This window comes from Burkholderia cepacia (assembly GCF_001718835.1).
Classification (GTDB): Bacteria; Pseudomonadota; Gammaproteobacteria; order Burkholderiales; family Burkholderiaceae; genus Burkholderia; species Burkholderia cepacia_F.
Genome location: NZ_CP013444.1, coordinates 1007279 through 1026846 on the forward strand (window position 1 = coordinate 1007279; position 19568 = coordinate 1026846).

Annotated in this window: 14 protein-coding genes, 1 tRNA gene and 2 pseudogenes; 9 read left to right on the forward strand and 8 right to left on the reverse strand. The window is 62.9% G+C overall.

Translation table 11 applies throughout. The annotated features are described in order from the left end of the window. Positions 1-248: 248 nt before the first annotated feature. Entirely contained in the window at positions 249-1163 is a 915-nt protein-coding gene (locus WT26_RS24850) for a YihY/virulence factor BrkB family protein (RefSeq protein ID WP_069274204.1), read from the reverse strand. Between the two features lie 175 nt (positions 1164-1338). On the opposite strand from WT26_RS24850, the gene fdnG reads away from it, so the two are divergent. From fdnG to WT26_RS24895, 8 genes and pseudogenes are all read left to right on the forward strand, one after another. Continuing rightward, positions 1339-4410, forward strand: coding sequence for a formate dehydrogenase-N subunit alpha (gene fdnG, locus WT26_RS24860; protein ID WP_155774696.1), 3072 nt, complete (start codon positions 1339-1341; stop codon positions 4408-4410). A gap of 10 nt (positions 4411-4420) precedes the next feature. Next, positions 4421-5335: a formate dehydrogenase subunit beta gene (gene fdxH, locus WT26_RS24865; RefSeq protein ID WP_059521383.1), complete on the forward strand. Its 915-nt coding sequence runs from the start codon at positions 4421-4423 to the stop codon at positions 5333-5335. Then, complete coding sequence (locus WT26_RS24870) at positions 5332-5958, forward strand: formate dehydrogenase subunit gamma (protein WP_069274206.1); 627 nt, start codon at positions 5332-5334, stop codon at positions 5956-5958. Before fdxH ends, WT26_RS24870 begins: the two co-directional genes overlap by 4 nt. Positions 5959-6049: 91 nt before the next feature. Further along, positions 6050-6982: a formate dehydrogenase accessory protein FdhE gene (gene fdhE, locus WT26_RS24875; RefSeq protein WP_196774822.1), complete on the forward strand. Its 933-nt coding sequence runs from the start codon at positions 6050-6052 to the stop codon at positions 6980-6982. Positions 6983-7008: 26 nt separating this feature from the next. Beyond that, the gene (selA, locus tag WT26_RS24880; protein ID WP_069274208.1) at positions 7009-8448 is read left to right on the forward strand and encodes an L-seryl-tRNA(Sec) selenium transferase; all 1440 of its coding nucleotides are present in this window, start codon (positions 7009-7011) and stop codon (positions 8446-8448) included. Further along, positions 8445-10369: pseudogene (selB, locus tag WT26_RS24885) on the forward strand (selenocysteine-specific translation elongation factor). Before selA ends, selB begins: the two are co-directional and overlap by 4 nt. 20 nt (positions 10370-10389) lie before the next feature. Next, a tRNA-Sec gene (locus tag WT26_RS24890) sits at positions 10390-10485 on the forward strand. Between the two features lie 170 nt (positions 10486-10655). After that, positions 10656-11910: pseudogene (locus WT26_RS24895) on the forward strand (tyrosine-type recombinase/integrase). Between the two features lie 350 nt (positions 11911-12260). Here the strand turns inward: WT26_RS24895 and WT26_RS24900 are convergent. Beyond that, entirely contained in the window at positions 12261-12554 is a 294-nt protein-coding gene (locus tag WT26_RS24900) for an H-NS family nucleoid-associated regulatory protein (protein WP_069274209.1), read from the reverse strand. A 682-nt stretch (positions 12555-13236) separates the two neighbouring features. On the opposite strand from WT26_RS24900, the gene WT26_RS36280 reads away from it, so the two are divergent. Beyond that, positions 13237-13815 carry a hypothetical protein gene (locus tag WT26_RS36280; RefSeq protein WP_196222195.1) on the forward strand — a complete coding sequence of 193 codons (579 nt, stop codon included), beginning with the start codon at positions 13237-13239 and terminating at the stop codon, positions 13813-13815. Here the strand turns inward: WT26_RS36280 and WT26_RS36285 are convergent. The 6 genes from WT26_RS36285 to WT26_RS24920 form a co-directional block, all read right to left on the reverse strand. Beyond that, the gene (locus tag WT26_RS36285) at positions 13800-14534 is read right to left on the reverse strand and encodes an acyl-homoserine-lactone synthase (RefSeq protein WP_196222196.1); all 735 of its coding nucleotides are present in this window, start codon (positions 14532-14534) and stop codon (positions 13800-13802) included. The genes WT26_RS36280 and WT26_RS36285 overlap by 16 nt on opposite strands. A gap of 240 nt (positions 14535-14774) precedes the next feature. Then, positions 14775-15587: a LuxR family transcriptional regulator gene (locus WT26_RS36290; protein WP_335622472.1), complete on the reverse strand. Its 813-nt coding sequence runs from the start codon at positions 15585-15587 to the stop codon at positions 14775-14777. A gap of 310 nt (positions 15588-15897) precedes the next feature. Then, positions 15898-16824: a 3-oxoacyl-ACP synthase gene (locus tag WT26_RS24905; RefSeq protein ID WP_069271063.1), complete on the reverse strand. Its 927-nt coding sequence runs from the start codon at positions 16822-16824 to the stop codon at positions 15898-15900. Then, the gene (locus tag WT26_RS24910; protein ID WP_063806909.1) at positions 16821-17861 is read right to left on the reverse strand and encodes a hypothetical protein; all 1041 of its coding nucleotides are present in this window, start codon (positions 17859-17861) and stop codon (positions 16821-16823) included. The genes WT26_RS24905 and WT26_RS24910 overlap by 4 nt, the downstream gene beginning before the upstream one ends. Beyond that, on the reverse strand, positions 17858-18451 hold the full coding sequence (locus WT26_RS24915) for a GNAT family N-acetyltransferase (protein WP_069274210.1): 594 nt from the start codon (positions 18449-18451) through the stop codon (positions 17858-17860). The genes WT26_RS24910 and WT26_RS24915 overlap by 4 nt, the downstream gene beginning before the upstream one ends. After that, a complete protein-coding gene (locus tag WT26_RS24920; RefSeq protein ID WP_069271838.1) occupies positions 18448-19557 on the reverse strand; it encodes an acyl-CoA dehydrogenase family protein in 1110 nt (369 codons plus the stop codon). The genes WT26_RS24915 and WT26_RS24920 overlap by 4 nt, the downstream gene beginning before the upstream one ends. Positions 19558-19568: the final 11 nt, after the last annotated feature.

Genomic DNA, 19568 nt, shown 5'->3' on the forward strand with positions numbered 1-19568 from the left:
TATAGATCAAGGGCATTGGCGGTCATTCCGATTTTTGAAATAGTTGACATTTGCTGCGGCGCGATTGTTGCGCGTTCCATCGTGGTGCATGGGGAGCGAACGGATTTCGCGCAATGATGCGAGGAAAGTGGGGTAGACAAACGTTTGCGGCCGCGCTTGCGCGCGCGATGGATGCAGTCCGCTCCTCACGCGACTGCGTGACGACACGAAGAGACTTGGATGGCCGAGTTGTGCTATATGCGCCGGCGTCAGCGCGACCGGTCACCCGGCGACGCTTCGGCCTGCGTTTCGGCCCGCCGTTCGCGCACCGCGCCGCGGGCCGCCGCGAATTCCGCGCCGAGCAGCAGCACGATCGCGGAGAAGTACAGCCACATCAGCAGGACCGCGAACGATCCGGCCGCGCCGAATGCACTGGCGGTGCCCGCGTGCGCGAGGTACAGCGCGAACAGTTTCTTGCCGCCCGAGAACAGGATCGCGGACACGATGCCGCCGATCGCGGCGTCGCGCCACGCGACGCGCGCATCGGGCAGGAACTTCATCAGCGATGCGAACGCGCCCGCGAGCACGGCGATGCCGACGAAGAACTGCAGCAGGTCGGTGATCGCGATATAGGGCGAATCGCCCCACAGCCAGGTGCCGACGAACGTGATCGCGGTGTCGAGCACGAGCGACACGATCAGCAGGAACGCGACGCCGAGCACGAGCCCGAACGAGATCAGCCGCACGCGCACGAGCCCGAGCATGCTCGACCAGCGGTTCTCGGTGGCCGGCCAGATCACGCTGAGCGCGGCGCTGAGCGACGCGAAGGTGGCCGACGCGCCGATGGCCAGCGCGGCGAACGAGATCAGCGCCGCGAGACCGCCGCGGTTGCCGCTGCGGTGCGCGTTCTGCACGATCGTCTGGATGCTGGCCGCCGCGTCGTCGCCGATCAGCTGATGCGCCTGTTCGAACACCTGGCCGCGCGCGGCATCGTCGCCGTAGAACCAGCCGGCCACGGCGATCACCATCACGAGCATCGGCGCGAGCGAGAACGCGGAGAAGAACGCGATGCTCGCGGCCATCGTCGTGCAGCGGTCGGACGAGAAGCGCCTGAACGCCGTGAGGGCCCAGTTGGCCTGTTGTTGCGCGAGACGGGTGGCTTCGGAGGTGATCTGTCGTTTCATGCGTAGTCGGTCGCAGCGCAGTGTGCTGGTGAGCGTTGGAAGCGGGACAAGTTCGAGACGCTCGCGTTTTTTAATAGGACAATTTCGTATTGATCCGAGGAAACGGCCATAGTTGCGCGAACTGTCTATAATTCCTTTCAGTTTCCCCACCCCCACAATAACGCCGAGACCAGTCATGCTACAAATGTCCCGGCGCCAGTTCCTGAAGGTGACGGCTACGTCGCTTGCCGGATCGAGTCTAGCCCTGATGGGCTTCTCTCCGTCCGAAGCGCTCGCCGAAGTCCGACAGTACAAGCTGGCGCGCACCGTCGAAACGCGCAATACCTGTCCTTACTGTTCAGTGGGTTGCGGCATCCTGATGTACAGCCTCGGAGACGGCGCGAAGAACGCGCAGCCGAGCATCATCCACATCGAAGGCGATCCCGACCATCCCGTCAATCGCGGCACGCTGTGCCCGAAGGGTGCAAGCCTGATCGACTTCATCCACAGCCCGAACCGCCTGACGCACCCCGAGTATCGCGCGCCCGGCTCGGACAAGTGGGAACCGATCTCGTGGAACGACGCGCTCGACCGCATCGCGAAGCTGATGAAGGCCGACCGCGACGCGAACTTCGTCGAGACGGCGGAGGACGGTGCGAAGGTCAACCGCTGGCTGACGACCGGCATGCTGGCCGCGTCGGCGGGCAGCAACGAGGTCGGCTACCTGACGCACAAGACCATCCGCAGTCTGGGGATGCTCGCATTCGACAATCAGGCGCGTGTCTGACATGGCCCGACGGTGGCAGGTCTTGCCCCGACGTTTGGCCGTGGAGCGATGACGAACCATTGGGTCGACATCAAGAACGCGGACGTGATTCTCGTGATGGGCGGCAATGCAGCCGAGGCCCATCCGTGCGGTTTCAAGTGGGTAACGGAGGCGAAGGCGCACCGCAAGGCGCGGCTGATCGTCGTCGACCCGCGCTTTACGCGTACGGCCTCGGTGGCCGACTACTACGCGCCGATCCGCACCGGCACCGACATCGTCTTCCTGGGCGGTGTGATCAACTATCTGCTGACGAACGACAAGATCCAGCATGAGTACGTGAAGAACTACACGGACTTCTCGTTCATCGTGCGCGAGGATTTCGCGTTCAACGACGGCATCTATTCCGGCTACGACGCGGAGAAACACGCGTACCCGGACAAATCGAGCTGGGACTACGAGCGCGGCGACGACGGCTTCGTGAAGGTCGACCCGACGCTGCAGCATCCGCGTTGCGTGTACAACCTGCTGAAGCAGCACTACGCGCGCTATACGCAGGACATGGTCCAGCAGGTCTGCGGCACGCCGAAGGAGAAGTTCCTGAAGGTGTGCGAGATGCTCGCGACCACCGCCGTTCCCGGCCGCGCCGGCACGGTGCTGTACGCGCTCGGCTGGACCCACCACTCGATCGGCGCGCAGATCATCCGCACCGGCGCGATGGTGCAGCTGCTGCTCGGCAACATCGGCATCGCCGGCGGCGGGATGAACGCGCTGCGCGGCCACTCGAACATCCAGGGGCTGACCGACCTCGGGCTGATGTCGAACCTGCTGCCGGGCTACATGACGCTGCCGATGCAGGCCGAGCAGGATTTCGACGGCTACATCAAGAAGCGCGTGCAGCAGCCGCTGCGGCCGAACCAGCTGAGCTACTGGAAGAACTACAAGGCCTTCCACGTCAGCTTCATGAAGTCCTGGTGGGGCGACGCGGCGACCGCCGAGAACAACTGGGCCTACGACTACCTGCCGAAGCTGGACAAGCAGTACGACCTGCTGCAGGCGATCGAGCTGATGAATGCCGGCAAGATGAACGGCTACATCTGCCAGGGCTTCAATCCGCTCGCGGCGGCGCCGTCGAAGGTGAAGACGGCGGCAGGGCTCGCGAAGCTGAAGTGGCTCGTGATCATGGATCCGCTCGCGACCGAGACGTCCGAGTTCTGGAAGCATCACGGCGACTACAACGACGTCGACGCGTCGAAGATCCAGACCGAGGTGTTCCGTCTGCCGACCACGTGCTTTGCGGAGGAAAACGGTTCGCTCGTGAGTTCGAGCCGCGTGCTGCAATGGCACTGGAAGGGCGCGGAGCCGCCGGGCGAAGCGCGTAGCGACCTCGAGATCATGTCGGGGCTGTTCCTGCGCATGCGCAAGATGTACCAGACGGACGGCGGCAAGTATCCGGACCCGATCGTCAACCTGACCTGGCCGTACGCGAACCCGGAAAGCCCGACGCCCGAAGAGCTCGCGATGGAGTTCAACGGTCGCGCGCTCGCCGATCTGCCCGATCCGAAGGATCCGGCCAGGACGCTCGTGAAGAAGGGCGAGCAACTGGCCGCGTTCGCGCAACTGAAGGACGACGGGACGACCGCGAGCGGCTGCTGGATCTTCTGCGGTGCGTGGACGCAGGCCGGCAACCAGATGGGCCGGCGCGACAACTCCGATCCGACCGGCATCGGCCAGACGCTGAACTGGGCGTGGGCCTGGCCGGCGAACCGGCGGATCCTGTACAACCGCGCATCGTGCGACGTGAGCGGCAAGCCGTTCGACCCGACCCGCAAGCTGATCGGCTGGAACGGCAGCGGGTGGAAGGGCGCCGACATCCCCGATTTCAAGGCGGACGAACCACCCGAAAACGGGATGGGGCCGTTCATCATGAATCCGGAGGGTGTCGCGCGCTTCTTCGCGCGTGCGGGGATGAACGAAGGCCCGTTCCCCGAGCACTACGAGCCGTTCGAAACGCCGATCGGCACGAACCCGCTGCATCCGAACAACCCGCTGGCGCTGAACAACCCGGCCGCCCGCGTGTTCCCGGACGATCGGGCGTCGTTCGGCCAGGCGCCGGAGTTCCCGCACGCGGCGACCACGTACCGGCTGACCGAGCATTTCCACTACTGGACCAAGCATGCGCGGCTGAACTCGATCATCCAGCCCGAGCAATTCGTCGAGATCGGCGAAGACCTCGCGAAGGAAGTCGGCGTCGTGCATGGCGATCGCGTGAAGGTGTCGTCCAAGCGCGGCTACATCATCGCGGTCGCCCTCGTCACGAAGCGGATCAAGCCGCTGACGGTCGACGGCAAGAAGGTCCAGACGGTCGGTGTCCCGTTGCACTGGGGCTTCAAGGGTCTGACGAAGCCCGGCTATCTCGCGAATACCCTGACTCCGTCCGTGGGTGACGGCAACTCCTATACACCGGAATTCAAGTCGTTCCTGGTGAAGGTCGAAAAGGCGTAAGGGGAAAGAGATGGCATTGCAATCGCTGGATATCAAGCGCGTCTCGGCCACCACGACGCCACCGCCCACGGTGCGCGAACCGGTGACCGGGAGCGTCGCGAAGCTGATCGACGTATCGAAGTGCATCGGCTGCAAGGCATGCCAGACGGCATGCATGGAGTGGAACGACCTGCGCGACGAAGTCGGCACCAACGTCGGCGTGTACGACAACCCGGCCGACCTGACCGAGCATTCGTGGACGGTCATGCGGTTCGCCGAATACGAGAACCCGGCGGGCGACCTCGAGTGGCTGATCCGCAAGGACGGCTGCATGCACTGCGAGGATCCGGGCTGCCTGAAGGCGTGCCCGTCGCCGGGTGCGATCGTGCAGTACAACAACGGGATCGTCGATTTCCACGAGGAGAACTGCATCGGTTGCGGCTATTGCGTGACCGGCTGCCCGTTCAACGTTCCGCGGATCTCGAAGAAGGATCATCGCGCGTACAAGTGCACGCTCTGTTCCGACCGCGTCGCGGTCGGCCAGGAACCGGCCTGCGTGAAGACCTGCCCGACGGGCGCGATCGTGTTCGGCACCAAGGAGGACATGAAGCAGCACGCGGCCGAGCGGATCGAGGACCTGAAGGAGCGCGGCTTCGAGCATGCGGGGCTGTACGACCCGCAGGGCGTCGGCGGCACCCACGTGATGTACGTGCTGCACCACGCCGACAAACCGTCGCTGTACCACGGGCTGCCCGACAACCCGTCGATCAGCCCGATGGTGAAGCTGTGGAAGGGCATCGCGAAACCGCTCGCGGTGGCCGGCATCGCGCTGACCGCGCTCGCCGGCTTCTTCCACTACGTCCGCGTCGGTCCGAACGAGGTGAGCGACGAAGAGGAATCGGCCGCGCGCGACGAGGCGCGACGCATCAAGGAGGACGCGAAATGAACCACGACGACCCGAACCTGATCGTCCGCTACTCGGCGAACGAGCGCACGAACCACTGGATCACCGCGATCACGTTCGTGCTGCTCGCGCTGTCCGGGCTCGCGCTGTTTCATCCGTCGATGTTCTGGCTGACCGCGCTGTTCGGCGGCGGCCAGTGGACGCGGATCCTGCATCCGTTCGTCGGACTCGTGATGTTCGTGTCGTTCGCGATCCTGGTCGTGCGCTTCTGGCATCACAACGTGCTCGACCGGGACGACGTGCAGTGGCTGCGCCAGATCGACGACGTGCTCGCGAACCGCGAGGACAAGCTGCCGGAGATCGGCCGCTATAACGCCGGGCAGAAGCTGCTATTCTTCACGTTGGTGGCGTGCCTGTTGCTGCTCCTGCTGTCGGGCGTCGTGATCTGGCGGCGCTACTTCTCGTTCTACTTCCCGATCGGGGTGATCCGGCTCGCGGCGGTAGTCCATGCCGTCGCGGCGTTCGTGCTGATTGTCGGCATCGTCACGCATATCTATGCGGCGTTGTGGGTGAAGGGCTCGATCGGCGCGATGGTGCGCGGCACCGTCACGCTGGGCTGGGCTCGCAAGCATCACCCGAAGTGGTTCCGTGAAAGCGTGAAGTAGTGCGCCGGGACGGGGCGGTGCGCCGCTCCGTCCGTCGTCGGAACCGCCGAAGCGCCGATACGTCGGCGCTTGTTTTTTGGACAACACTCTCGTGACTCAACGCATCCTCGAACCGACCGAGATATCGGCACTCGATCATTCGGCCATCCCGCGCTTTCGCCTGCCGGAGCGCGCCACCGCGTTCTCGGCGCGCGCCGCGCGCCTGCGCAAGCTGGCCGACCTGAACCCGATCAGCGGCTACCTGCGGCTGATGGCGGTGGTCGCGGACGCGCAGCATGCGGTGCTGCAGGACTTCGCCGCGCAGATGCCGTCGAAGGAAGCGATCGCGCTCGCGCAGCAGCATTCGATGCCGCTCATACCGGCGCTCGACGGCGAGCGCAACCCGCAATGGCGTGCCGTGCTGTACGAACTGCTCGACCGCGTCGAAGGCGCCGGGCTCGTCAACCCGCAGCTCGCGAAGCTGCTCGACCGGCTGCGCCTGATGGCGCCCGCCGAACTCGACGCGCAGGCCGACGCGATCCTCGCGCTGCGCTTCGCCGAAGTCGATCCGGCCACCGCGCCGTTCCTGATGGCCGCGCTGCAGGTCGTCTGGACGGACCTCGCGAGCCGCACGCGGCCGGCCGACGTGCCGTTCCTCGACCAGCCGGGCCTGTGCCCCGTGTGCGGCACGCATCCGGTCGCGAGCGTCGTGCGGGTCGGCGGCCAGTACCAGGGCTACCGTTTCCTGCAATGCGGGCTGTGCACGACCGAGTGGCACATGGTGCGCACGAAGTGCTCGCACTGCGATTCGACGAAGGGCATCGCGTATCACGGGATCGAGGGCGGCAGCGAAGCCGTCAAGGCCGAATCGTGCGACGAGTGCAAGACCTATCGCAAGATCGGTTATCAGGACAAGGACTACGAGTTCGAGCCGCTGGCGGACGATCTCGCGAGCCTCACGCTCGACCTGCTGATGAACGAGGCCGGCTACCAGCGCAGTTCGCCGAACCCGCTGCTGTGGCCTGAAGCGCCGCGCGAAGGTTGAAGGTTTTGCATGGAGCTCACCCCCACGTGACTGAACCAGGCCTCAACGAGCTGAACGCGCTGCTGGCGCGTGTGCCGTCGGTCGAGCGCGTGCTGTCGTCGGCGCCGCTGCAACCGCTGCTCGCCGACTACGGCCGTACGCGCGTGCTGAACGCGGTGCGCGCCGAGCTCGAACGTTGGCGTACCGACGCGCAGCACGATCCGGCGCGGGCCGAACCGCTCGACGAACCGCGCATCGCCGCGGCCGTCGCGCGCACGCTGGCCGCGCAGAGCGCGGGCGCGGTGCGCACCGTGTTCAACCTGACCGGCACCGTGCTGCACACGAACCTCGGGCGCGCGCTGTTGCCCGACGACGCGGTGCGCGCGGTGGTCGACGCGCTCACGCGCCCCGTGAACCTCGAATTCGACCTCGCCACGGGCCGCCGCGGCGATCGCGACGACCTGATCGACGATCTGCTGTGCGAACTGACGGGCGCGGAAGCCGCGACCGTCGTCAACAACAACGCGGCGGCCGTGCTGCTGGCGCTGTCGGCGCTGGCGACGAAGCGGGAAGTCGTCGTGTCGCGCGGCGAGCTGGTCGAGATCGGCGGCGCATTCCGCATTCCCGACATCATGAGCCGCGCGGGCGCCAGGCTGCGCGAGGTCGGCACGACCAACCGCACCCATCCGCGCGACTACGCGGAGGCAATCGGCCCGCGCACCGCGCTGCTGATGAAGGTGCATTGCAGCAACTACGCGATCAGCGGCTTCACGAAGGAGACGTCGCTCGCCGAACTCGCGCCGCTCGCGCGCGAGCACGGGCTGCCGGTCGCCGTCGATCTCGGCAGCGGCACGCTCGCCGACCTGACGCAATGGGGCCTGCCGCACGAGACGACCGTGCAGGAAACCGTCGCCGCCGGCGCAAACGTTGTCACGTTCAGCGGCGACAAGCTGCTTGGCGGGCCGCAGGCCGGCCTGATCGTCGGCGATCGCGCGCTGATCGCGAAGATCAAGAAACATCCGCTCAAGCGCGCGCTGCGCGTCGGCAAGCTCACGCTCGCGGCGCTCGAACCCGTGCTGCGCCTCTACCAGTCCCCCGAATTCCTGCGCGACCGGCTCACGACACTGCGCCTGCTGACGCGCCCGCACGGCGAGATCGCCGCGGCCGCCGAGCGCGTGCGTCCGGCGCTGCAGGCCGCGCTCGGCAGCGGTTTCGTCGTGGCGGTCGAGCCGATGTTCAGCCAGATCGGCAGCGGTGCGCTGCCGGTCGACCAGCTGCCGAGCGCCGGGCTCGTCGTGCGCACGGCGGACGGCAAGCGCGGCGGCCGCGCGCTTGCGCAGCTCGAGAAGCGGCTGCGCGAATGGCCGCGCCCGGTGATCGGCCGCGTGGCCGACAATGCACTGCGGCTCGACCTGCGCTGCCTCGAAGCGGCCGACGAGGCGGCGTTCGTCGCGCAATGCGTGCCGCTCGCGGGGCCCGCTGCATGATCGTCGGTACCGCCGGACACATCGACCACGGCAAGACGACGCTGGTGCGCGCGCTGACGGGCGTCGATACCGACCGCCTGAAGGAAGAGAAGGCACGCGGCATCTCGATCGAACTCGGTTACGCGTATACGCCGCTCGACAACGGCGACGTGCTCGGCCTGATCGACGTGCCGGGCCACGAGAAGCTGATTCACACGATGGCGGCCGGCGCGTGCGGGATCGACTTCGCGCTGCTCGTGATTGCCGCCGACGACGGCGTGATGCCGCAGACGCGCGAGCATCTCGCGATCCTGCAGCTGCTCGGCGTCACGCATGGCGCCGTCGCGCTGACGAAGTGCGATCGCGTCGACGCCGCGCCGTGGCCGAGGTGCGCGACGAGATCGCCGCGTGGCTGAGCGATTCGACGCTGGCCGGCGTGCCGATCTTCGAAACGCGGGCGACGGCCGTGGACGATCCGGGCGTCGCCGCATTGAAGCGTCACCTCGCCGACGCGGCGATCGCGTGGCGCGCCCGCCGCGACGACGGGCTGTTCCGGCTCGCGGTCGATCGCGTGTTCACGCTCGCGGGGCAGGGCACCGTCGTGACGGGCACCGCGTTCGCGGGCCGCGTCGCGACCGGCGACACGCTCGCGATCGTGCGCACGGGCGGCGCGGCGCGCGTGCGCAGCATCCATGCGCAGAACCGTCCGGTCGAGGCCGGACGCGCGGGCGAGCGTTGCGCACTGAACCTGGCCGGGGTCGACAAGGCCGATGTCGAGCGCGGCGATACCGTGGCCGATGCGCGGCTCGTCGCGACGTCGCCGCGTCTCGACGTCGAGCTGACGCTGCTCGCGGATGCGGGGCTGACGCTCACGCACTGGGCACCGTTGCACGTGCATCTCGGCACGCTGCATCGCGTCGCACATGTCGCACTGCTCGACGGCGATACGCTTGCGGCCGGCCAGCGGATGCGCGTGCAACTGGTCTTCGACGAGCCGGTGTTTGCGCTGCCGGGCGACCGCTTCATCGTCCGCAATCCGCAGGCGACGCGCACGGTCGGCGGCGGCCGCGTGCTCGACCCGTTCGGGCCGGCGCGCAAGCGTCGTACGCCCCAGCGCCGCGCGTGGCTCGACGCGCTGGCCGAATGGCTCGACGCAGGCCGTCTCGATGCGCTGCTCGCGCAGGCGCCGCTCGGCGTCCCGCGCGCGATGCTCACGCATCTGACGGGTTTTGCGCCGAACGCGCTGGTCTTGCCGGACGACGCGCTGGCGATCGGCCAGCACGGCCCCGCGGCGAACGACGGCTGCGTGATCGCGCGCGAGCACTGGCGCGCGCTGCAGGTGAAAACGCTCGACACGCTGCGCGCGTATCACGAACGCATGCCCGACGAGCAGGGGCTCGATGCGGCGCGTTTGCGCCGGATGGCCGCGCCGCTCGTTGACGACGTGCTGTGGCGCGCGCTCGTCGATGCGCTGGTGACCGGCGGCGAAGTGGCGCGAAGCGGCCCGTGGCTGCACCTGCCGTCGCATTCGGTGAGCCTCGAGCCGCGCGAGGAAGCGCTTGCGCAGACGCTGTTGCCGCTCGTGCGCGCGGGACGTTTCGATCCGCCGTGGGTGCGTGATCTCGCCGGCACGACCGGTGCGGCCGAGGAGGCGGTGCGTACCTTGCTGCGCAAGCTCGCACGTCGCGGCGACGCGCACCAGGTCGTGCGCGACCTGTTCTATCACGCGGACGTCGTGCGCGAACTCGCGGAACTGGTTGCGCATCTCGCGCCGTCGCGCGAAGGCGGCCTCGATGCCGCGACGTTCCGCGACGCGACGGGGCTGGGCCGCAAGCGTGCGATCCAGATTCTCGAGTTCTTCGATCGGGTTGGGTATACTCGCTTCCACCGCGATCTTCACTTCCTGCGGCCTGACAGCGGCTGGCTCGATACGACGGCGTAGGTATCTGTTTTTTCCCCCAAGGAAGGCATTCGTATCCGGTGGTACGGCTGGACCTCAAATCCAGTTGGGGGTGTCAGACACTCCCGGGTAGGTTCGACTCCTGCTGCCTTCCGCCATGCCGGGCTTCCGCGGCGTTCCTTGAACTTCCTCTGAAAGTCCGTAACCCCATGATTTTGCGTGGTTTTGTGGGTGACGATGTGCTTGCGAGGTCCGGCCGCGTCCCCCACAATTTCCTCACGAAACATGGGTGGCGACATGGGTTTTGTGGGTAGGAAAGGACGGCGGCATGGCAGGACGACAATTGCATCGGCTTGGCGCGCTGCGTGTCGCGAAGGCTGTGGACCCGGGACACTATGCCGACGGCGGTGGCCTTTTCATGCAGATTGCCGGCAGTGGCGCACGGATCGTGGGTGTTTCGCTTCACGCTCGACAGGCGAGTGCGCGAAATGGGCCTCGGACCGCTTTCGCGAGTCTCGCTTGGTGAAGCACGAACGCTGGCCACTCAGTACCGCGAGATGGTTCGGGACCAGATTGACCCCATCCTCGCACGGCGCGAAGAGCAGCATCGGCGATTGCTCGATATCTCCATTGATACCAACGTGACGTTCCGTGAGGCAGTTGAAGGGTTCATTCGAGCACACGAACCAGAGTGGCGAAACCGAACGCACAGTCAGCAGTGGGGCAATACGCTCAAGACCTACGCCTATCCCATCATCGGCGATGTGCGGGTGCGCGACATCGATACAGCGATGATTGTCCGCATTCTGCAGCCGATTTGGACCAAAAAGGCAGAGACGGCTCGCCGTGTGCGGGGGCGCATTAAGGCGATCCTGGACGCGGAGACCGTGATGGGGCACCGCACCGGCAGCAATCCTGCCCGGTACGTTGACCATCTGCAATTAGTATTGCCGGGCTCGAAGAAGCGCTCGCAGGTCCGGCATCACGCTGCGTTGCCTTGGGAGGACCTCCCCACATTCATTCGGGAATTGGAACAACGCCCGCGACGGGCGGCAAGAGTGTTGCACTTGCTTGTCTTGACGGCGACTCGCACGAACGAGGCGCGGTTTGCGCGGGTTGAGGAGTTTGACCTCGACAACCGTGTCTGGAGTATCCCGGGCGATCGTACGAAGAGCGGTCGACCGCTGCGCGTGCCGCTTTGCAAGCAGGCCGTCGAGATCGTGCGCAGTGCGCTGCCGAAGGCGAAGTATGGATATTTGTTTCCCGGTTGCACGGAAGGGCGTCCACTGTCGAACATGGCGATGCTGTCCCTGCTGAAACGCATGTCGTACTCCGGCATCACCGTGCACGGTTTCCGGTCAACATTTCGTGACTGGGTCGCCGAATGCACTGACTATCCGGATTCTTTGGCAGAGGAAGCCTTGGCGCACATCATTACTTCGCAGACGATAGCGGCTTATCGGCGTCGCGATCAACTCGAAAGACGGCGGCTCATGATGGAAGACTGGGGTGCGTATTGTTCCAGTGCACGTATCCTTGAAGAGTCAATGGCGCCGGTCGTGCCGCAAACGTTCGCTGCCTGAATCGACGCTGCTTCTGTTCTAGAAACGGTGCTGCGGGCCGGGCAGGTTCGCGCTCGCCGCGTATCGCGAGTGCGAGGTGGTGTCGTCAGTATGTCGCTTGATCCCGATGCAATGGAGGCTGAATTCACCGATATCTGGCGGTATCGCTGCTATGTATGAAATAGAGTCACTGCCGAGACGAACGACATGGATTCCCAAGGACTGCGGAGGAGTCTTCCGCGTTGGGGCTGCTGAGACGAATCGGAATCGCTTGAGCCGGAACGGCTTGATACAGATTCAACCGGGCCTTCAGCATGAAGCTGTTGGCCCAGAGAGCGTCCGTAGGGCGACGGATCGCTACGCTGCGGCGATCATTCGGCGATCAAGAAGCGATCACGTTTCTTACCCTTGATCCATGACGGTTCGCGGCCACGCCCGCTCCACGTTTTGCCCGTTTTCGGATCCTGATACTTCGCCGTCGCAGGTTGACGGCCATTCGCGCCACGTGCGCGCTTACGGCCGAAGAGCTGTTCCGGCGTGAGGCCATACTCTTGAATGCGCGCACGAACTTCTTCGAGCACGGTCTCTAGTTCGGCCTGCCTGGCTTCTTCTGCTTGCACGAGCAGTGCTTCAGCCTTGGCTTTCAACTCTTGATAGGTGGCCATTCTTCACTCCACGTGGTTAAAGGAAACAGTATTGAAATGGTCGCTTCGAAGAGTCCAATTCGGCGCGACGCACCATGTCTGCGACATGTCATTGTCGGCAGCGCAATTAGAACAATTCCGCGATTTTCTCATCGTTTGGGCCTGGAGTCGATCATTTATCGTTTCCGAGGCCGTGAATCTGGCGAGGCAATCGAAAACCGTACATTGGGCTATTGCAGTTGGATACAAAAATTGCCGATGATCATCAGCGGATTGTTAGACGGTCGCACGCTGTGTGCCGACGTGCGCTCAACCACGCTGTTCCGCCAGTGCGCATTGGGATCGTATCCATCGGGTCGCGTTGGAGGCACAATGAGGAAACCTGCCGATCGCCAGCTCTGCCAAAGTGTAAAACTTCAGACAGCCACCTTACTTTTTCGGGACGTGCGTGGTCCCGTGCATTTGACAGCCCAATTCTCCGGCGATGTTGTGATGGGACGTTTCGTTGTTCCATATCGTTCAACTTCGCAGACGCGCTGATCGGTACCCCCCAATCCTCACAGTTGACACTGCTGCGCGAAGGAACGAAAAAAGACACAGCGATTCGGGCTGAGGCGATGATTCCGGTTAGCTCGGTGCTTCATTGGTCCGATTTCTCGCGGTGTGTGGCGTACATATCGCCACGTTTCAGGCGAGGCACGTTATGGAGCAACGCGATAATGTTTGGCGATCGAGCGATACAAGCACATGCTCGGCACCGGCCTGCGATTGCGAGGCCTTACAGATCCGTTTGCGAAGGGCCGAAACGCAGATTCGGCGCCTCACGAGATGTATTCAACTGAAAGATGAGAAGCTGTGCGAGCTTGGCAAGGTCCTGGCGAACTCGGCGAGCGCGCACTATTGTATTGAAGAACGATTGCAGCGCGAACTCGATGCGCTACGGATTGATATGCCAGCCGGCGTGCCGAGCGAGCACTACGGCCCTGTTGATGCCGATTCAATGGGAAGCGGTGTGATCGTCAGGCTGCCTTATCTGACCGAGATCCTGTCAGTGTTGTTCGACACGATGCATGTGTTTTGGGGGGGCTGCGATGGCGGCCGCCTTCCAAAATCGTCGGCTGTCGCTCATGCCATTGACGAACGTCTCGGACTGCGTGCACAGGCAAGCGGCGAAGGTTCACGCACCGGCCAGGCCTACGCGTCCGCCATCCGACCGGATTGGGTAAAGGATGGGGATAATCGGCATCACCGCCGGCGATCCACATCTCAGTCGCGGCCTTGACTGTCGAGCGCACCAATCTCGGCGCAGTGTGATGGTCCCGGCCGGGACGGGATCGATTGCACATCTGCCGCACAACGCGCGGCACGTGGCGCTGCCCCCAGCGAGGCAGGAGCATTCTGCGTGAGCGGTCGACACCACGTGATTGACGATCGGAGGCTGTCGATGTTCGCTCCAAGGCTGGCGAACGCGACGGGCGTCAGATCAATCGCGCAGACCACGAACGGAGAGGTAGCGGTCTCCGGATGCGGTCCAATATATTGCAGATCAAGGCCAAAGCGGCGATACAGTCGTGCGATGGCGTGGGTGACGGCACCAATGATGCGGGTCGCGCCGAGCGATGCCGCGACGGCCATGACATAAGGAAAGAGTTGCATGCCCGAGCTGGCGAACCGCGAGAGCTCCCATACGGTGGGTGAGGAGGGAAAGTCGAGGTTCGACGATCGAGGAAGTAGTTCTCGCAACAGGTACGGGGCAATAGTTGGCATCAGACGTGCACAACCACATACCTGCCCTTCGGAAGTCTGCCCTGCGGAAGTGAGTTCAACAATCTGGATGGTGGTTTCACCGTCGAAGTGATCCCATTCTATGGTTTCATTTTCCTTGACATCGGGTAGCGGCCAGCGGAGGCGGCGCACGAACACGTCGTACCGGAACGCGCCAAGTCCATCACGAAGTTCAAGCGGCAGGTCGCTCAACCTACCCGCGATAATAAGTGGCATTTGTATTCTCCATCGTTTATCAATGGGTGCCACCGTATCAAGTCGAAACCAAGGCTGGAACTAGTGATGTTGGGAGGAGGCGCAAATGAACATTGGCCACGAATTATCCGTGCGATATTGAATATCTATGGCTGGTTCAGAATTATTCAATATATGGGATTCGAGAGACTCTCGGGGCATGGTTAAATCATGCCAGCGGCGTGCTCACATACCGAAAAAATTTGACTGAAAATAAGGGGGCTAATCAAGTAGGCCGTAATTGGAGGCAATAACGGCGGCTGCTATCCTGCTATTCACATTCAAGATCTTCATTGCTTCAGTGATATGATATTCGACGGTATGTCGGGATATTTCGAGAATCATGCAGATATCCGCCGACGTTTTTCCTCGTGCGACCCATGAAAGACATTCACGCTGGCGCGGAGAAAGTTCAACGAATGCCTTCGGATGGGGAGGCGCGAGCCGGTCCAACTCTAGACGAAATAGGTTGCTGATTACGCTCGCGAACCGCCGGCTCGTCTCTGCGTTGATACGGGATGACGGCCCTGATAGATTGATGAGCAAAACACTGCCCCCGACCTCGCGAATTGGGATGCTCAGGCCGTTTTTGAGTCCGGCGTCGCATGCTTCCGCCAGCACATGTCGCTCTGTGGGATTCAAATCGGTAATATCACCCCAGCGATAAGGTCCGGAGGCAGTAAAAGCCACTCGATGTACGGGATCGACGAGGCCATAGTCGTGCTGTAGATAGTGCTGCACCCAATTATTGGGATAATGCGAGCAGATTGCCTCCATAGACATGCTCGGTCGAGAGTGGATGCAAGTCAGGGAGATCCGGGTGACGGCGTAACATGGAAAACCTAATGGAAGTACCGCATTGCCAAGCAAATCAGAAAGCGAAGAAATATCATTTGCGTTGGTAAAGAGTGACAGAAGTGGCGACATTCGGTCGGCTAATGTGACATTCCATGGTGGCGGCTTGAACAATTTTTTGTTCGTACGATGCCGAAATCGCATTCTCATGGCTTCTACCTTAATTAAGCCTTGTGGCATTCAAGATAAATTCGGAGGCAGGGTTCCAGCACCATGGCAGCGACTCGGACAAACAGTATGGTAATGGGGCGATGAATGCCCACGAACTTACTATGCTGTGGCGGACGCCGGAGGTTGCGTCGAGACGGACGTTGTGCGTGTAACTAGTATGGAGTCTAATGGTTTGGATCGGAATGTCATCTTATGGATTGTAATAATTTAATACGTGATTTTGTTTTTAAAAGGCACCGTCCGGAGCGGAAACGCTATTGAGACGTATTAGTGATCGTGTGCCGTGTTCCCGGCGTAATTGCCTGGATTCAAGATCCTGTTAGCGTACGAAGAGCGCCGCTGCGGAAAATCCTCCCACTCCGCGGGCGCATAGCAGGAAAGGCTTACCGGAAACAAGATCATCGCAGTCGGCGAGATTGATGAATGGATCGCTGACCGTTACATGCGCGACGCGGGTAAAGTTATCAGTAAACAGGCGTCTTGCTGGAAGACCAAGCGATGCGACAGTTCGGCGCCAGGTTGGCAGATCAAGATGGGAAGGCAAGATTCGCTGAATCTCGGCTAGCGGCACATTCGCCTCAGCGCTCGTTTGCGTCGCGAGTCGACGCGCCGCAAAGAAGTATTGCGCCGCGAACCGCGATTCATTTTCCCCCAGTGTGCCGCGCCAACCTTCTCCACTCGCGTGAAATGCCAGCGAGACCAATCGATTGATCGAAGCATCGCGTTCGATGAGCACAGTACATGCGCCGTCGCTGAGCAATCCCGCTCCGGCGATTGACCGGTCGCTTGCGAGTCGCATGATGTCTGCTCCGACCAGCAGGCCGCGGTTGATCGCCGGACGGGCGGCAAACATCGCGCGAATGATCCGTAGGGCTGCCAGTGATGAGGCGCAATGCTGTTGCGCCAACGAGAACGTCTCAGCCTTTTCGAAACCAAAGCGTTCGCACAGCAGGCGTGGCAAGGACAGGGGCGGTGGGGCGACGCTGCCCTGAAGCGTATGAACATAGATGAGAAAGTCGATCGTGTCGGGCGCAAGCTGGGTCGCTCGGACGAGCGATTGGATGGCGTTAGCGGCTAGCGAGAGCGCAGTCTGTCCCCGAGCGTCGTAGAACGAGCGCACTCCCGCTTCTTCGAGGCGTTTGATGGTCTCAGCGGACTGCCTTGTTCGTTGGGCCCAACTGCGGACATCCTCGGCCGGCTCAGGCAGATAGTAAGTGGTATGGACGATCCCGATAGAAGCGCTCATGACGGATTACGATATAAGAGCGGCCTGCCATGCGATTCGAACAGTGCGCAACCGACGAAACCACTGAGGCCGATGTCCCACATCAGGATTCGCCCGCGCATTGGCAGGTCACGAGATTTGAGCGTATCGGTGAGCTGCGCAATAGGCTCGGCCGCACCTAGATGGACGCAGCCGCGGCTGGGCGATTCGATGGCACGGCGATTGAGGTACCGGCAGATGGCTGCATCGAGGTGAGGATTGAAGCCTCCGCCCACGACGGTGCCAAGGTCGTTGGGTTGAAGCGCGTGTCGGTGCAGTATCGCGTCGATCGTCGATCGCAGCGCCGCAAGCCAATCGGTGCCGATGTCTAGGCTTGAGAGCGAGGCGGGTGTCGCGAGCCGGCGGAGGCGGCTGGCGCGCGCGTCGATCACCATCAGTCCGCAAGACGCGGGTCCGGAGCGTTCAATTAGGATGGCGCCGGCTGCATCGCCCTGCACGATTCCCTGGTCGGTCCATCGCGAGAACGGCGGACGCCAATTTTCTGCAGCGACGATCAAGATGGTGTGGATTTCGGGCTCCGCAATCAGCAGATCACTCGCCAGCTGGAGGGCCGTGAACGTGGAGGCCCCCTGCTGTTGGGAGATGGAGAACGGGAAGCACGGCGCGCCGATTACTGCACGCAAGCGTCCAGCGGTTGTTGTGGACACGTGCTCGTTGAGGCTACTGTGGCAGAACATTGCAATATCGATCGGCGCTGCATTGGCTGGCCGCGCAGCACATATTGTCCGCGCCATTTTGGCGGCGAGCCCGGATAGATCGGTATCGCGCTCAACAGGCACGCAACATAATTCGTCCGGCGCTGCGTTGACTGCAGCGAGTCTGGTTACAGCCGCTTTATTTGTCGGGTGGGCGGCGTAATCGGCTTGCCACGACGCGACCCACGCGCGCCAACCGGAATATATCGAAGCACCGTGCGTCGGCTTGATTCCGCACTCGCGATGTATAGCGACTGAGCGCGGCACATAGCTGGCAAGTGCCGTGATCACGGGTGTATTCATGGTGCGCGTGGTAGCGCGAGGTCGTCGGGCAGCAGGTCATAAAGAAGCCGCCCGACGCGCGTGCCATCGACGAGATGGCAGTCTCGTTGCAGTCCGATTAGATGAAAACCCAAGCGCGCGAGCAGACGTTGCGACGGAACATTGCAGTCGACAGCCCATGCAGTGATGCACTGCAGCTGATCACGGGCAAACGCTTCATGAAGGAGATATGTCGCGGCGTTGTAAGCCATATTGATGCTGATTGGTCGCAATCGGTCGCGAAGGATCCAGAATGAGCCGGTCGCGAAGCGGTGCGTGACATCACTGACGGCGACTAGACCGCTCGGCACGGTATAGCCAGCCGAACCGAACACGCGTATTCGATGCTGTCTGCTATGGACCATCGCTTGCACCGCCAATGCGGGTAGGGTTTGGCGGCCGAGCCCGAAGTCGAACCAGCGACTGATGGTCGGCTGCGCGAGCCAGGCGACGATGTCGTCGATGTCATTCGGCCCTGGATCGCGTAACCAGCACGTGGAGGCCGTTGCATGCGATGCAGCGTTGTCCATTGAAGGCTGAAGCGTGCTGTCCGTAGGGGCGCGGCCCTTCATACGTCGACCTCCCCATTTGCCTTCCGCGGTTCCGCGAGCCACTCGAGCGCTGTGTCGATGCGCAGCAGGAGTTGGGCAAACCAATGGCTGGTTTGAAAGCGGGCGGCCGGCGGAAGACCTTCAACATAGCCGTGGCCGCCGCAAAGCTGCACGAATTCTCGACTGACGTTGACTGACTCGGCCGCGACGTGTCGCAGCAACTGACGGACCAGCGAGACCGGCGCCGACGGGCCGGCTGCACTGATCGCTTGCAGAAAGAGCTGGGTGCCATGGACGGCGATCAACATGTCAGATAATCGCGCCGCGACGAGTTGATGGTTTGCCAACGGCTTTCTGAACGCTTGCCGACTCGCCGCGTAATCGAACGCGAACCGCACCGTATGTTGCATGGCGCCCGTCACGAGCGCAGAGAGATGGAGACCGATTTCGATCATGTACGTTTGCGCGGGAGGAGCGCTGTCGCCGTCAGCGCGCGCAATCACGGCGAGCAGCGTTTCCGTCGCGGCCTCGTCAGAATGCACTTGCTCCAACACGAGGCCGCCGAGTGTGGCGATGCCTGCCGATCGCGAAGATTGCTGATTACATGGATGCTCTGCGAGGATGAGCCGCCGCTTGTCATCGATTCGCATGGTGAGGGGCACCGCACCGACCAGTGGACCGAGTTGCCATATTGTTGTGTTGTCGATGCCGGGCACGCACAACGCGATCGCTGTTGTGCCATCGAAATATGCCTGAATTGGCCGAGCCAGCACCGGACCGAGCACATGGTGTGTCCGGAGTACCATGATCGCGGGCACGGTCAGCGTCAACTCCAACGCACGCTCGAGCGGTCCAGCCGCGAGCGCTTCGACTACAAGTGCCAGACCGTGACGATCGATCCCCAGGCCGCCCAACGCCTCGGGCAGAACCATTGCGCCGAGATCAAGTGCGGCTGAGGCCAGTCTGACGGTTTCTTGCCACGCAGCTTCATTGGGCGGTCCGGCAAGCAGGGGCTCTAGTCGGTCCCGGGCGAAGCGTTGGCTCGCCATATAAAGGTTGCGTTGATCATCGGTCAGTGCCCACGGCGCCGGAGCTGGCCCCGGCGGGAAGGAATCAGGGGAGAACATCACAATCCTCC